Here is a 15,735-nt window from a genome sequence, read left to right as displayed (position 1 = left end):
CCATGATCAATACAGCAGTTAAATTTACACCCCGGCAAACTTTGATTATTGCCGGTATGCACCGTTCGGGCACGTCGCTTGTAACCAATTGGTTAAGCCGCTGCGGTTTGCAAGTTGGCGAACGCTTATGTGGCAGCGGCATAGGAAATGTTGATGGTCACTTTGAAGATCTGGAGTTTTTAAAGCTTCATGAAGAAATCCTTGATCGTAATAGTCTTGAAGTATCTGGGCTTACCGATACCAGGGATATTGAAGTGCCGCTTTACCAGCTCGAAAAAATGAAGGCTGTTATTGCTATCAAGCAGAATCTTTACGAGCAGTGGGCCTGGAAAGATCCGCGTACTTGTCTTTTCCTGGACACTTATGCAAAGTTGCTGCCGGGTGCCAGGTACCTCGTAATTCTGCGTAACTATCAATCGGTGGTTAGCTCACTGCTTAGGCGCGATTTTGCCGCAATTGATAAAAAGTACATGGCCCGCAATTATATTCAACGGATGGCCTGGACTTATTTCAGGCGACCACGCAGATTGAAGGCTTTTCATCATGACCATGCCGAGAATTATTTAAAAGTATGGATCAGCTACAACGAGGCAATTCTGCAAACGCTTAAAAAGCTTAATCCGGATGATTACCTGGTAATTAACTATTCACAATTGCTTGAAAACGATAGCGAGGTTTTTTCATTTTTAACAGGTAAATGGAAGTTTGCACTTAACTATTTTGATTTTAAAGATGTGTACAAACAGGAACTGATGAACAAGGCAGATGATATCAGCGATTTTGTTACCGATAAAGTTTTGCTGATAAAAGCAACTTACCTGCTCAAACGTTTAGGAAGCTATATGCGTGGCAGCGAAAGCTTTCCTGGGAAGGAAGAATAGGAGGGAGGCGCTTGATATTGTCATGAAAATTCGTTATATTATAGTATGAATATTATAACAGAATTTTACAAACGGGGCCTGGAACACTGGCCTAAAACGGGGCAGCACATCCTTGTCCATCAAACCGAAGAAGAAATTGTAGTTTACCAGGCGTATAAAAAAAGCATTGCCCGTTTTGCTGCCGAAAACCAGTTTTTGGGCGGAAGTGAGTATAGCTACAGCCGCATGTCATGGATTAAGCCCAACTTTTTATGGATGATGTACCGCTGTGGTTGGGCCGAAAAGGAAAACCAGGAAAGTGTGCTGGCTTTATGGATAAAGAAAAAAGACTTTGAATCTGTTTTAAATGAAGCTGTAATCTCTTCCTTTAATCCTCATTACTACGTTAGCCACGAACAATGGCGGGCTAACCTCGGCCAGAAAGAAGTACGTCTGCAATGGGACCCCGATCATGACCCTTATGGCCATAAGCAGGAACGACGAGCAATACAATTGGGTTTAAAAGGCAATGTGCTTGAAAATTTCGGAAAAAAGCAAATTACCCGTATTGAAGATATTACCGATTTTGTAAAACAGCAAAAGCAGTTGTTAGATGCGGGGCGTATCAATGAATTACTCGTTCCAATTGAAACAGTTTACAAAACAACCAACGCAGCCCTGAATCAACGTGTTGGTATAGATTTACAATAGCCCTCTTATCCCTCCATTGGAGCTGGGAGTTCTGTAAGGACAGCAATACAACTAAGAACCCTCATTTTATCTGGTTTGCCTTTAATTAGTTACTCAACCCAAAGTAACTTTTAGTTGTCATTCATTTTATTCTCCTTTTTTTTGAAACTATAGCACGGCTGTTATGATCTCTTTACCAATTAGTTAAAGATATTTCCTTAACCTTATTTGTAATTAATCTAAATAAATATACCTTTGCGCCCAAATCCGGGCTTGTTGGTCGCCAAAAAGCTTCATAGCGCGGATAAAAATTTATTGCTGATCCTTTAATCGACTTTATTATTTAAGTAAAATATGCATTTTACATTTACCCCTGTTTGCGCTTTCGGCAGGTCTGCCAAAATGAGCGTATCATTAATCATCAAGAATAACTTCGGCAAAGCTTTAACCTGTGTGTTAATGCTGTTACTGTTAAATATTAATGCAAAGGCACAAAGTATTTCGGGCGCTATAAAAGGTACTGTAAAAACATCTGATGGCAAGGCTGCCGAATTTGTAAACATTACAGTAACAGAAACCGGGCAGGGAGCCACCGCAGCGCAAAGCGGCCATTATATCATTAAAAATATTAAACCAGGTACATACAGTCTTGTTGCCAGTTTTGTTGGCCTGCAAACTCAAACCAAACAGGTTACAGTTGTTGCAGGCGAAACTACTACCATAAACTTTGTTTTAACAGAAGGAGCGAAAGACCTTCAGGAAGTGTACGTAAAAAGCGCCAAACATAACAAGTTCCTGAAAAAGGAAACAGAAGATGTTGCACGCTTACCTATCAAAAACTTGGAAAATCCGCAGGTTTACAGTGTTGTTACCAGCGAGCTGATGAAAGAACAGGTAGTAACCAGTTATGTAGATGGGTTTAAAAACATACCGGGTACAGGTGTACCGCTGGTGTATAACAATGGCCGTACAACCTTATTATCGAGAGGTTTTGTTACCGGTAACTTTATTCGTAACAGTGTTGCTGGTTATAACTTTAACAGTATTGACCCTGCCGATATCGAAAAAATCGAGGCTATAAAAGGCCCTACAGGTACGCTGTTCAATAGTAGTCTTGCATCGTTTGGGGGGTTATTTAACCGCGTTACCAAGCAACCCAATGAAACGCCGCGTACCGAAATCGCCTACCAAACAGGCAGTTTTGATCTTAACCGCCTTACGGCTGATGTTAACATGCCATTGAATAAGGATAAAACGGTACTGTTTCGCGTAAATGCGGCGTTGCATAACGAGCATAGCTTCCAGGACGCCGGCTTTACCCGCGGCTTTTTTGTTGCGCCAAGCATTACATATATTGTTAATGACCGTTTAACTGTTGATGTAGACCTTGAAGTTGGTAACTCCAATGCGACATCGGCATACAGGCTTGCGCCGGATGCTAAAGGGAAAATTTACAATGTTAAAGATTTGGGCATTGATTATAAACGCTCATTCGGCAACAACGGTGTCGATTACTTAAGCAGGCAGATTGACCTTTATTCGCTGATCAATTACAAAATTTCGGATAACTGGAAATCGCAAACTATGTTTAACAAAACCTATTCATCTACCAAAGGTTACGTTACTCAGCTAAGCCTTGCCGATACTTTAATAAAGCAGCAGGCTATCAATCAGGATTATCCTTACTATATCACCAATGTTCAGCAAAACTTTATCGGCGATTTCAAGATAGGCCAATTCCGTAACCGCATAGTTGCCGGATTGGAATATTATAATCAAAGAAGTAACTGGACAAACTACACAGTTACCTTGCCGGGCATCAGCTATAAAAATCCGGGAGCGGCTTACAATAATTTTAATGCCGATAAAATCTCATCACTTATTGCTGCCTTAGCTCCCAATGCCAACTCATATGTGCAAAATAACCAAAGCTCGTACGCAGCCTATGTTTCGGATGTATTTAACATTACCGACCGACTAAATGCTATGGCCAGCATCAGGATAGACAGATTTGTAAACAAAGGTGCTTATACCCCGGCTAATGGTAAAACAACAGGTAACTTCAGCCAAACAGCATTGTCGCCTAAATTTGGTTTGGTTTACCAATTGGTTAAAGACCAGGTATCGTTGTTTGGTAACTATATGAACGGCTTTAATAATGCCACCCCTACAGCCACCAGTTTCGATAATTCAACTTTCAAGCCACAGTATGCCAATCAATGGGAGGGTGGTGTAAAGGTTGATGCTTGGGATCATAAACTAAGTTCGACCGTTAGTTACTATAATATTAATGTAACCAATACCATTATGGACGATTTAGCGCACCCCGGTTTTATAACACAGGCGGGTACCCAATTAAGTAAAGGCATTGAAGCCGAAGTTATAGCCAATCCTTTTAGCGGATTTAACATTGTTGCAGGGTTTGCCTATAACGATAGTAAAATTACCAAAGGGGCTGCGTCGGTAGAAGGTTTACGTCCGGCCAACTCAGGCCCGGCGCGATTGGCCAACCTATGGATGAGCTACCGCATTATGCACGGAAATATCCAGGGTTTAGGTTTTGGAGTTGGTGGCAACTACGGCAGTGATTCGTATCAAACCAATACCCAAACATTTAAATTTACCATACCGTCATATACTACAGTTGATGCTACAGTATTTTATGACCGCCCTAAATATCGTTTAGGATTTAAGTTGGATAACCTGACCAATGAAAAATACTGGTCGTTCCGTTTGGCTCCTCAAAACCCAACCCGTGGAACTTTGAGCCTCAGCATTAAGTTTTAAAAATAATAATATCCTTCACCAGGAAAGGCTTACCTCTTTTACAGGTAAGCCTTTCTTATGTCCGGGTATTTTTTTAAGATGCATGCACTGCAGGAGGCCATCCTTTGGGGAAATAACCTTTGATCATGAAATTTTAGCGTAATTATGTAATAATTATTAATACCGCACGTATTAGATATTAATTAAACCTAAACCCTGTATGGCTAACCTTATTATCGCAAAACACACTAAATCCGCAACAACTTCTTTTATGAAACAACCTGTACTATTCGGCATAAAAAAATGCCTGGCGATAGCTTTTGTCGCTGTTTTGATAGCTTCCTGCAAAAAAGATGATAACGCTGCTACCAATACCACTCCGCTAAGCGTTAGCAAGGTCAACTATCAATGGGGAGATCTTGCTATAAATAAAAAGTTCGTGTCTGATGTTGTTAAATATACCGGCGATGGAAAAGTTGATTCGGTAATATCGTTTGATGAAAACGGAACAGCAACTCATAGGATAGGATTTACCTACGCCGGTTCAAATTTAACATTGAACACTAACGAGAAGGATTCTTATAAATTAGATAATGAGGGAAGAGTGGTTTATCATAATTCCGAAGAGGTGCAGAACGGGAACAACATCAAGTCGATGGAAAACTTTAGCTATGATGCAAATGGATACCTGAACAAAGTGACCATGTCAATAGATTTTGACAATAAGACTAATTCAACCTATTCGGTGATTAATTACGAAGTTAAAAATGGTAATTATTCAAAATTTACTTTATCAAATACCGATGGAGGTTTGATAACAAGGCAATACTCATTTAACTATAACACTGCTGTAAAAGTGCTAAGCCCGGTGGCTCTTTTTGCGCCCATATTTGCCACAAATACTACATCAAATGTTGATAAGTACCTCAATTACGGTAAGGGATCGAAAAACTTGTTAAATAGCATCGACTATGTGATAACCAACTTAGACAAGACAGTATCAAAAGGCAGCTTTAAAGCGGTGTCAAAAGTTAACAAGGACAATTATATAACAGAATTAGTTCTCGATGGCGCTTCGTTAACAGCATTTCCATCAGATAATATATCTCCCTTACCAAGAAGCATGCAGTTTACTTTAAAGTAATAAAATCTTTTTACCCGGTTTTACAGCCGGGCAATCTAAGACCGCTAAAACTTTCATAGCTGAAATTTGTATTTCAACTATGAAAGCATTGGTTTTTGAGCAGGCAGGCAATGCCGCTGATGTAGTACAATTGAAACATTTAGCCTACCCCAAACCGGCTCCCGGGCAGTTGCTCATCAGGGTAAAAGCCAGTGCCATACATCCGGCCGACCTGCTTTTTATTGAGGGAAAATATCGCTATCAGCCTGTATTGCCGCAAATAGCAGGATTGGAAGGTGCCGGTTATGTTGAAGAGGCGGGGCATGACAGCATTATTCCGAAAGGTAGCTTTGTAGCTTTTAGTAAAATTGGGGCCTGGGCGCAATATGTGATTGTTGATGAACAGGACGTTGTATTGCTACCTGATACCTTCCCCTTAGAAAAAGCCGCGCAGTTACTGCTCAATTCATACACGGCATATGGCTTAATACAGGAAGCAAAAGTTAAAAGCGGCGATTGGTTGCTGCTTACCGCCGGCCATTCAACAGTATCGCGCATTGTGATACAGCTTGCAGCCGAAAAGGGTATCTGTGTTATAGCTACTGTACGCAATGAGGCACAGAAGCAAGAATTATTAGCTTTAAAGGCAGAACAGGTGATTGTGCCCGAACCCGGCAAACTCGGGCAAGCTATCAGTGAAATTACCAAAGGCAAGGGTATTAAAGCGGCTCTTGATGCGGTTGGCGGCCAATTGGCTACCGAAGTAATATCGTCGTTATCGCCCGGAGGCCGCCTTATTGTTTATGGTTTGCTTGATCCGCAGCCGGTTGCTTACCTTAATGCCGAAGTTGTTTTTAAAAATCTGATCATTAAAGGATTTGGTGTAAGAGGGTATGTAGCAGGGCTTTCGCACGAAGAAAGAACTCAAATGATCAGTCACCTGGTGCACTCTATTGGCCGGGCCGAATTTAAGCTTTTCCCCTCGGCAACTTACAAAGTTGATGAGTTTGCGCAGGCCTTTGCTTATGATAGAGGGGGTAAGGTTTTATTAGAATTTTAGCAACATTTATTGTATTATAATACTTAAACAAATCGTAAATTTAGCATTAAGCGTACGGGTCTCGTACATACCTAAATTGTTTGTTATGAAAACTATATTAATACCTGTAGATTTTTCCGACACCAATACCAATGCTATAAAATTTGCAGCAGATATGGGCTGCGATATGCCGGTAAAGAAAATTATACTGCTCAAAAGCTATTATACATCGGTATATGAACAGATCCTTCCTTCGCCTGATTTTTTGCTGATAAGTGCTGACGACATTGAAAATGAACGGCAAAAAATAGAAGTTCAGCTTGCTGCGCTCATGAAAAAGCTGAAAAACCGCTGCCACGAAAATATTGAGATAGAAACGGTAGTCAGCACTGAGCCCATCATTAGGGCCATACATGATGTTGTTGAAGATCAGCATCCCGACCTGATGATAGTTGGGGGCGATATGGGCCATGAATTAAGTATGATTGGCGAACAGATTATCGAAATTGCAAAAAGCAGCCCGGTTAAAGTACTGGTTATTCCGCCTGATTGTAATTATCAAAAAATAGAGCAGGCGCTGGTGCCCTGCGATCTTGAAGCCGTAGCCCGGCTCGGCGTTTTAAAAGGCCTTAATACCTCGCATAGTTGGCTCAACCCCAAACTAATGCTTCTTTATGTAGATCCTAAGAATAAGCACATCGGTAGGGAAGCAGAGTTTGAAGCTTCGGTAAAACAATTGATTAATTGCTATGAATGTAAGCTTCATTACTCTGATGATAAAAATATCGTGAGGGGCATACTTAATTTTGCTACAACACAGCAGGTGCAATTGATCATTGCCTTGCCGGGTAAACATAGTTTTTTTTACAATTTAACCCACAGCAGTATTACGGAGGCATTATCCTTAAACGCCAGGCACCCGGTATTAATACTTAAATAAGATTTGTAACGATTTTATCATCTTGTTTTTTTAAGTTATTTGCAGTTGTAATGAATTGTTAATATTTACTGCAAACAGATAAGCATGTATAAACTCAAAGTAATAACATCAACCGTACGTCCCGGCCGTAAAGGGCCTGCAATTGCTAAATGGATAACTGAGGTGGCCAATAGCCATGGTTTTGAGGCCGAAATGATTGACCTCGGTGAGCTTAACCTCCCGCTGATGAACGAGCCTGTTCATCCCGCCCTTAAACAATACGAACATGAACACACCAAACAGTGGAGTGCTAAAATTGAACAAGCTGATGCCTTTATTTTTGTAACTGCCGAATATGATTACAGCTATCCGGCCCCGCTTAAAAATGCAATTGAGTATTTGGTACACGAATGGGCTTATAAGCCAAGTGGCATTGTAAGCTATTCCATTGGCCCTTTTGCCGGAGTTAGAGCGGTTATGAGTTTAAAAACCGATTTGCTCTCGCTAAAAAATGTAGCCCTTGCCGAGATGGTGAATATCCCTCAGTTAAATCAATTTGTTGATGAGGATAATAACTTTACCACAGATGAGCGACTGGATAAAAATGCCAAAATCATGCTCGATCAATTAGTACGATGGACAAAAGGTATGAAGGCAATACGGGAAGATAAATAACAAGCTATTTAGATAGCTGAAAAATCCCTTGCTTTAACAGGCAGGGGATTTTTTTTGGGGTTTAAATCAAATAGCGTTCAGGTAATTCAAAACTTAACATTAAGGTTAAATTAGAGACATAGCTTTACGGTAATGAAACCGCAATATAAACTTAAGCTTGTCTTATTGTTTGCTACACTTATGTTTGCGGCAAAGCCTTTTGTTGGTTTTGTAGTTTTAAACAGGCTGCATCCTCCTGTAAAAGTTAACATCTTTCTGTTAGAGAAATCGTTTAGTAAACGTATAATCCAATACCGCGATGGCAGCTTAACATTGATGACTGCTATTCAAAAAAAATTGGCGCACCCTGTTGTCAATTTAAGGTTAAGGTTCTCTTTTTTGCCATTTCTGTTGTATCCTTTGCTTTTCGGGGCCCGAAAGGATATCACATATCACTTCATCAGGTTATTAAACCTTAAAAAAGTTTTATCCCAACCAATTTACCTGTTTAACCGGCAACTGATTGTTTGACAAATTGTAAGGCCATATACTGTCAGTAATTGACAATTTACAAATGGCTGTCCCGTTTAGTTTATTATAAATCATTTTACATGGGCCCGGGCCCGTAAACATTTGCTTATACGCGGTTTTAACGGCTGAGAGCATTTATAATTTGTCAGCATGCCACTTTCCTATTCATATAACAATTTTGACGATAGTGATAAAGAACTATCAAACTTTGCCAAAGCCCTGGCGCTTCCGGTAAGGGTTGCCATTATCCGGATCATTATCGAACACAATAATATTGTAAAGCGCGAAATGCTTTACGAAATCCCCTTTAATATCGAAACGATAAACAAACATGTGGCCGAACTTAAAAATTTAGGCATCCTAAAGGTTTATGGTATCAAAGGGAATGTTAATTACAGCATTGACGAGAATTTGTTCGACCAGATGGCTTATCGCTTTTCGGTACTATTTAAAAGCGCCCGGCATTTGTTTGTACAGCATATCAATGCCGATTACAAAGCGGAAGAAGTTTTGCCGGTGGTTAATATATCTGGCGATATCCACACTCAAAGTCATTTCGGCGCTTTTATTTATCAATACAGAAATTCGGTTAACATTACACTTCAGGCACTGGCCGACAGGCTTGGTGTAGAAGAAGCATGTTTAACCCAGGTTGAAAAAGGAGAAATGGCCTTTAATCCCGAAAAACTAATGCTGCTTGCCAATGCTTTCGGGATAGCCCCCACTGTATTAAAACGCGAATATTACAGCTACCGAATTGCTGAGCTTGTTGATGAAAGCGGTTGTAACGAGTCATTGCTGGATAGCGCCAAAGAAAAAATTCACCAGATTCACGCAGGGTAAACATTTTGGTTTACAGTGATTTAATATTGGGGTTAAGCGTCAATAAAACCTTTCTGCGTATATTTAGTTAAGTATCAACTAAAAATAGCTTACTTAATTAAACGCATGGAAAATTTTACAATGCTGCAGTTTTTTGAATGGTATTACCCCGCCGGAGGCAGATTGTGGAATCAGTTAAAAAATGATGCAGAAAATTTAAAGAAAAAAGGGATCGATTCGGTATGGCTTCCACCGGCTTATAAAGCTGCAAGCGGAGGCTACTCGGCCGGGTACGATGTTTATGATATTTATGATCTTGGCGAATTTGATCAGAAAGGTACCGTCGCTACCAAATACGGCACTAAACAGGAGTATCTTGATGCCATAGCTGCCGCCCAAAAAGCCCAATTAAAAGTTTATGTTGATGTTGTGCTTAATCATATGGGCGGCGCCGATGAAATTGAAAAGGTTAACGCCCGTAAGGTTGACCCGGCCAACCGCAACGAATTTATAAGCGATGTTTATGAAATAGGTGCTTATACCAAATTCACATTTCCCGGTCGCAAAGGGAAATACTCCAAATTTATATGGGATTGGCAATGCTTTTCGGGCATTGACTATGATGCTTATAAAAAAGAAACGGCCATATTCAGCATCCAGAATCAATATGGTGAGGGTTGGGAGGATGTGCTTGACGACGAAAACGGCAACTATGATTACCTCATGCTTTCGGACATTGACACTCGTAACCCAAGCGTAAGGGAGGAATTAAAAAACTGGGGTAAATGGTATTTTAAAACAGCTGGGTTTAACGGCTTCAGGCTTGATGCCATAAAACACATGGATCACGGTTTTTATAATGAATGGCTCGATTATATGCGTAGCGAGTTTAAGCACGAGTTTTTTTCCGTTGGCGAGTACTGGGCTTTCGAGTTACCCAAGCTGTTAAAATATATTGAAGCCACCGAAGGTCGCATGTCACTTTTTGATGCCCCGCTGCACGATAACATGCACCATGCTTCTAAACAGGGTAAGGATTATGACCTCACTACAATTTTTGACAATACATTGGTTAGCGTAAATCCAGAACGTGCAGTTACCCTGGTTGAAAACCATGATACCCAACCGTTGCAATCGTTAGAGCAACCGGTAGAGCAGTGGTTTAAACCAATTGCCTACGCACTCATATTGCTGCGCGAAGCCGGCTATCCGTGCGTTTTTTATGCTGATATGTATGGCGCAAAATACACCGATAAAGGCGGCGACGGCGAAGAATATGAAATTGAACTGCCGGTGGTTGAGGAGCTGGAAGCTATGCTTTATGTAAGAAAAAATATGGCCTATGGAACCCAGCATGATTACTTTGACCATCCAAATTGCATAGGCTGGACGCGTGAAGGCGATACGGATCACGAAGATTCAGGTTGCGCCGTGGTAATTTCAAACAGTGAGGATGGTTTTAAGGAAATGGAAATCGGGGCCGGGCATGCAGGTAAAGTTTTTGTGGATTATTTGAACAAGCATGATGGGGAGGAAGTAGTGATCACTGCCGATGGCTGGGCCGAGTTTAAAGTTAAAGCGGGATCGTTATCGGTTTGGGGAATTAAGAAGTAAATTCTGTTAAACAGGACGAACATTTTATACATTTACATTTGTTCATCACGTAACACATACAGCTATGAAATACGAAGAAATTCCTCTTGTAAATAATGAAGCCATTCACAATTTTGAACTAATTGTTGAAGGTCACCGCGCTTTTATCGACTACAAAAAAAAGGACGATAAAATTTACCTCATCCATACCGAAGTGCCGGTTGAACTGGAAGGTAAAGGCGTAGCATCGGCCATTGTTGAAAAGGCATTTAATTATATTGAGGAAAACAACCTAAAACTGGTGCCACTTTGTGTTTATGTGGCATCGTACCTGAAACGCCATCCCGAGTGGTCCCGGATATTGGCTATAGCTCCCGGACATTAATATATGCGCGTTTTAGTTACAGGCTCATCGGGCAGGTTAGGGGCGGTTACAGTTAAACATTTGCAGGCAACAGGTCACGATGTTGTTGGGATAGATGTAATCCCCGCCGAAACTACCGATAAGCAGATTGATATATTAAATAAAGATGCTGTTTTAACCGTTACTCAAAATATCGATGCTGTTATTCACATTGCGGCCATCCATGGTAAGCATTATGAATTAAATTATCCAAGAGAAGCATTCATCGACGTAAATATTTATGGCACGCTTAATTTGCTCAATGCCTGCATAGCCAATGGTGTAGAAAAGATGCTGTACACCAGTACTACATCTATTTATGGCGATGCGATGGTTGATGCTAACCAGGCTGTTTGGGTTGATGAAGAACTATCCATTAAACCACGCGATATTTATGACATTACCAAACAAACGGCCGAGCAGCTTTGTAAGGATTTCTTTTACCGTGAAGGTTTGCAAACGTCAGTATATAGGGTTGGGCGTTTCCTGCCTGAAACGGATAACCTCAAACTAAATCATCGCCTGTACCGCGGCCTTGATGAACGGGATGGTGCCGAAGGTCTGCGATTGGCTTTGGAGCAAACTTTTCCTGAGTTCGAGATTTTTAATATCACCAGCAGTTCGCCTTTTAACAAGGATGAGCTTGCGCAGCTAAAGCATGATCCCGCATCAGTTATAAAGAAACATTATCCGCAAGCTGAAACTGTTTACCAATCCAAAGGTTGGGCCCTTCCGAAAAGCATCGATAGGGTTTATGTAAGCGACAAAGCTAAACGGTATTTCGGTTATGAGCCGAAGTTTACGTTTGATTACTTGTTGAATAACTTTGAAGCTCATTGAGACTTACGAAGTTTTTAAAACTTCGTAAGTCTGGTTGTTAAATCAAAGGAGAGAAACCACTCACCTAATCAACTCAATCAACCACTCACTAATAAGGCGAGGTACTAACCGCCGTCCACCCTCCATCCACCACCAGGTTTTGGCCGGTGATATGCCTGGCATCGGGAGATACTAAAAACAGCACTGCGTTTGCTACATCTTCAACAGTGGCGGCGCGACCCATTGGCGTAATGCGGGCCCAGGTTTTTTGGTAGCCGGCATCTTCCATAGTACGCTCGGTTAAGGTAGCGCCGGGGGCAACCGTATTTAAGGTAATTTGATGTTGTGATAGTTCAACTACCAGACTTTTTGCCAGCATTTCGAGGGCAGCTTTAGTCATGCCATATGCAGCAAGGTCCTGGTGCGCCTGGTGCCCCGTAACCGATGACATGAACAGGATGCTTCCCCCGCTTTTTTGTTTTACAATTTGCCTGGCGGCCCTTTGCGCTAAAAAGAAGCTGCCTTGCAGATTAACATTCATCACACTTTGCAGGGATTGGGCCGGATAATTCAAAAAATCGCCAAACAAAGTGATGCCCGCATTGGCAATGGCAATGGTAAGTTTGCCGTAGCGTTGAACAGCTTCATCAACCATTTGCTGTATGAAATCAATATCTGAAGCATCCCCGGCTATCGGATAACAATTACCTCCCAAACTATTAATAGTATCTGCCGCCCTGGTGGCCAGCTCTTCGCTCAAATCATTTAGTAATACTGCTGCGCCGGCAAGGCTCAGTTGTTTAGCTATCTCAAAACCTATCCCTTGCCCTGCGCCGGTTATTATGGCTACCTGGCCGCTAAATTTATCAGTTATCATTTTTTAGGTTGATGGTTGGTTAACTTATTGTGGTTGTCATGCTGAGCCTGTCGAAGCATGGTGGGCGGGCCTCTGCACGCGAGTCTTCGACGGGTTCAGGCTGACCATTCCTCGCTCAAAGCTTATTTGTTATTTCATCAATTATATTTCAATGCGAATCTCTCAAAACCTCGCTCCCCGAACTTCCTTTTAAAAAATCGAGATCAGCCCCAAGATGTGCCTGTTCCACATGGTTTTGGTATAAATAAGTGTATCCGCGTTTGCTGATATTGTTATTTAATATAAGTTTTGATTTTCTTTCGGCAATCTCGTCATCGCTAACTTCAAGATGCAGCGTGCCAGTGGGTACATCAAGTTTAATAATGTCGCCGTCTTGTACTACGGCCAATGTTCCGCCGATTGCCGCTTCCGGCGATACATGCAGCACTACGGTGCCAAAGCCTGTGCCACTCATCCGCCCGTCCGAGATGCGTACCATATCGGTAACGCCCTGATCGGCCAGTTTTTTTGGGATCAGCATATTGCCAACCTCGGGCATGCCTGGGTAGCCTTTTGGCCCTGCGTTTTTTAATACCAGTACGCTGTCTTTATCTACATCCAGCGCTGGATCATTGATACGGTGGTTAAAATCTTCTATGTTTTCAAATACTACCGCCTTGCCGGTATGCTGCATTAAATGAGTGCTTGCAGCCGACGGTTTTATCACCGCTCCGTTTTGGCAAAGGTTTCCCTTAAGTACTGTTATGCCAGCTGCCGGGTTGAATGGACTATCAACGGATGCTATGAGCTCACGGTTAAAGCATTCACTGTTTTCATAGTTGCGTAAGATAGGATGCCCGCTTACGGTTATCGCACTGTTGTTAAGCTGTTCATGGAGCTCTTTCATCAGGGCCGGCAAACCTCCGGCATAGTAAAAATCCTCCATAAAATATTTGCCTGATGGTTGCAGATTGGCCAGTAAAGGTATTTTGCGGGTTGAGGTATTGAAATCGTCCATATTTAATTCAACCCCGATGCGGCCTGCAATGGCCAGTAGATGAATAATAAAATTGGTAGATCCGCCAATCGCAGCATTAACAGTGATGGCATTTTCAAAAGCCTGACGGGTAAGAATGTCCGAAGGCTTGAGGTCTTCCCGCACCATGTCAACAATTCGGTTGCCGGATAAATGCGCTAATGCCTTGCGGCGAGAGTCGGCCGCAGGGATGGCAGCATTCTCTGCCAGTGAAAGCCCCAGTGATTCAACCATACAGGCCATGGTTGAGGCCGTGCCCATTACCGCACAATGTCCCTGGCTCCGGGCCATGCAGGCTTCGGCAGTGTAAAGATCCTCGTCGGTCATTTGCCCGGTTTGATGATCGGCAAAAAAGCGCCAGATATCAGATGTGCCGATATCCCTGCCCCGGTATTTGCCGGTTAGCATGGCGCCGCCCGAAACAACAATAGTCGGGATATTGACGCTACAGGCTCCCATTACTAACGCCGGTGTGGTTTTGTCGCAGCCGCAAAGCAGTACCACACCATCCAGTGGGTTTGCGCGGATACTCTCTTCCACATCCATACTTACCAGGTTTCGGTACAGCATGGCAGTAGGTTTAACCAAAGTTTCGCCTAATGACATTACCGGAAATTCAACCGGGTAACCGCCCGCCTCATAAATACCGTTTTTTACAGATTGCGCCAATTCGCGGAAATGCGCATTGCAAGGTGTAAGTTCCGACCAAGTATTGCAGATACCGATCACGGGCTTACCCTGTAACTGATGTGCCGGGATACCCTGGTTTTTCATCCACGCACGGTATATAAAGCCATCTTTACCCTTTTTACCAAACCATTGCCGGCTCCGTAGTGGTTTATCCTCCATAAATGATGTATTGTGTTTAAACTGGTTGTTTAACAAATATAGACTTCTGTAAATCGTTTTAGGTATTTGTAAATGAAAAGTTGGAACTCTTTTATTTAATTTAGAAGAACAGATATACCTAATGAATAAAATATTGATAATGCCTATGCTATTTTTGGTGCTGATGTGTAAACCAGCCTTTGCGCAGCATAAAAATGGTATACGTTTCCCCCCACCGGTACTCGAATTTCAACAACTTACAGAATTTTGCGATTTGCCTGGGCAAAAGAATGAATTGGCATATACAAGAGCTGTTTATAGCTATTCGGATATGGGATGGAGCTTGCACAGCGAAGCAGGGAAGTGTAAAGAAATAAGAGCAAATATGTTTTTGACAGATGATGAATTTTTGAAGCCCGATTTTTTGAAAGCATTGAAATTGGTACACCAAAACCCCAAAAGCAAATTTTTGATTGTTGATATTATCGGTTTTTTTGAAGATGATCTATCGGGTATAGAGCACGGTGCCGGTGATATGGGCGCTAATAAATATCGTTTTATTGTTAAAGGTGTTATTGCTTTTTATCTGGAAACACGCTGAAGCAGGCCTTTAAATGTTATTAATAAATGTTGATTGTTTATTTAAAAAGCCGTTTGGTATTTTAAGACAAGGTTATGGATTGGCTTTTTGCCTGTGTTTCGAAACTTTTTCTGATTGAGGAATAGGGAGTTAATGCGGATAGTTGGAAAAGAGTTAGAAATAATTTGGAAGTGGGTTAAAAGTGGCTACCTTTGC

14 protein-coding genes are annotated in these 15,735 nt (G+C 41.8%); 12 read left to right on the top strand and 2 right to left on the bottom strand.

Translation table 11 applies throughout. The features are described from left to right. Window positions 1-2: 2 nt before the first annotated feature. From BMX50_RS24930 to BMX50_RS24875, 11 genes are all read left to right on the top strand, one after another. Complete coding sequence (locus tag BMX50_RS24930; RefSeq protein WP_091216227.1) at window positions 3-881, top strand: sulfotransferase; 879 nt, start codon at window positions 3-5, stop codon at window positions 879-881. Between the two features lie 45 nt (window positions 882-926). Continuing rightward, entirely contained in the window at window positions 927-1,571 is a 645-nt protein-coding gene (locus BMX50_RS24925; protein WP_091216223.1) for a DUF4291 domain-containing protein, read from the top strand. A gap of 333 nt (window positions 1,572-1,904) precedes the next feature. Further along, complete coding sequence (locus tag BMX50_RS24920) at window positions 1,905-4,337, top strand: TonB-dependent receptor (protein ID WP_091216218.1); 2,433 nt, start codon at window positions 1,905-1,907, stop codon at window positions 4,335-4,337. 199 nt (window positions 4,338-4,536) lie between these two features. Next, entirely contained in the window at window positions 4,537-5,460 is a 924-nt protein-coding gene (locus BMX50_RS24915) for a hypothetical protein (RefSeq protein WP_091216215.1), read from the top strand. A 79-nt stretch (window positions 5,461-5,539) separates the two neighbouring features. Then, window positions 5,540-6,499, top strand: coding sequence for a zinc-dependent alcohol dehydrogenase family protein (locus BMX50_RS24910; protein ID WP_091216212.1), 960 nt, complete (start codon window positions 5,540-5,542; stop codon window positions 6,497-6,499). 85 nt (window positions 6,500-6,584) lie between these two features. Then, window positions 6,585-7,418 (top strand): universal stress protein, encoded by an 834-nt coding sequence (locus BMX50_RS24905; RefSeq protein WP_091216208.1) that lies wholly within the window; start codon window positions 6,585-6,587, stop codon window positions 7,416-7,418. Window positions 7,419-7,502: 84 nt separating this feature from the next. After that, window positions 7,503-8,072 carry an NADPH-dependent FMN reductase gene (locus BMX50_RS24900; protein WP_091216204.1) on the top strand — a complete coding sequence of 190 codons (570 nt, stop codon included), beginning with the start codon at window positions 7,503-7,505 and terminating at the stop codon, window positions 8,070-8,072. A 660-nt stretch (window positions 8,073-8,732) separates the two neighbouring features. After that, window positions 8,733-9,425, top strand: a complete 693-nt coding sequence (locus tag BMX50_RS24890; protein WP_091216196.1) for a helix-turn-helix domain-containing protein — start codon at window positions 8,733-8,735, stop codon at window positions 9,423-9,425. A gap of 105 nt (window positions 9,426-9,530) precedes the next feature. Further along, complete coding sequence (locus tag BMX50_RS24885) at window positions 9,531-11,018, top strand: alpha-amylase (protein ID WP_091216192.1); 1,488 nt, start codon at window positions 9,531-9,533, stop codon at window positions 11,016-11,018. Window positions 11,019-11,082: 64 nt separating this feature from the next. Next, window positions 11,083-11,382, top strand: coding sequence for a GNAT family N-acetyltransferase (locus BMX50_RS24880; protein ID WP_091216189.1), 300 nt, complete (start codon window positions 11,083-11,085; stop codon window positions 11,380-11,382). A gap of 3 nt (window positions 11,383-11,385) precedes the next feature. Further along, entirely contained in the window at window positions 11,386-12,240 is an 855-nt protein-coding gene (locus tag BMX50_RS24875; RefSeq protein ID WP_091216184.1) for an NAD-dependent epimerase/dehydratase family protein, read from the top strand. An 88-nt stretch (window positions 12,241-12,328) separates the two neighbouring features. On the opposite strand, the gene BMX50_RS24870 is transcribed toward BMX50_RS24875, so the two are convergent. Together BMX50_RS24870 and BMX50_RS24865 are read right to left on the bottom strand one after the other, a co-directional pair. Then, on the bottom strand, window positions 12,329-13,096 hold the full coding sequence (locus BMX50_RS24870; protein WP_091216181.1) for an SDR family NAD(P)-dependent oxidoreductase: 768 nt from the start codon (window positions 13,094-13,096) through the stop codon (window positions 12,329-12,331). 148 nt (window positions 13,097-13,244) lie between these two features. Beyond that, a complete protein-coding gene (locus BMX50_RS24865; protein WP_091216944.1) occupies window positions 13,245-14,960 on the bottom strand; it encodes an IlvD/Edd family dehydratase in 1,716 nt (571 codons plus the stop codon). Window positions 14,961-15,099: 139 nt separating this feature from the next. Between BMX50_RS24865 and BMX50_RS24860 the strand changes: the two genes are divergently transcribed. Beyond that, window positions 15,100-15,540, top strand: a complete 441-nt coding sequence (locus BMX50_RS24860; protein ID WP_143065257.1) for a hypothetical protein — start codon at window positions 15,100-15,102, stop codon at window positions 15,538-15,540. The last annotated feature ends 195 nt before the right edge of the window (window positions 15,541-15,735 follow it).

Source organism: Mucilaginibacter gossypiicola, from assembly GCF_900110105.1.
GTDB lineage: Bacteria > Bacteroidota > Bacteroidia > Sphingobacteriales > Sphingobacteriaceae > Mucilaginibacter > Mucilaginibacter gossypiicola.
This window is presented reverse-complemented; position numbering and strand designations above follow the sequence as displayed.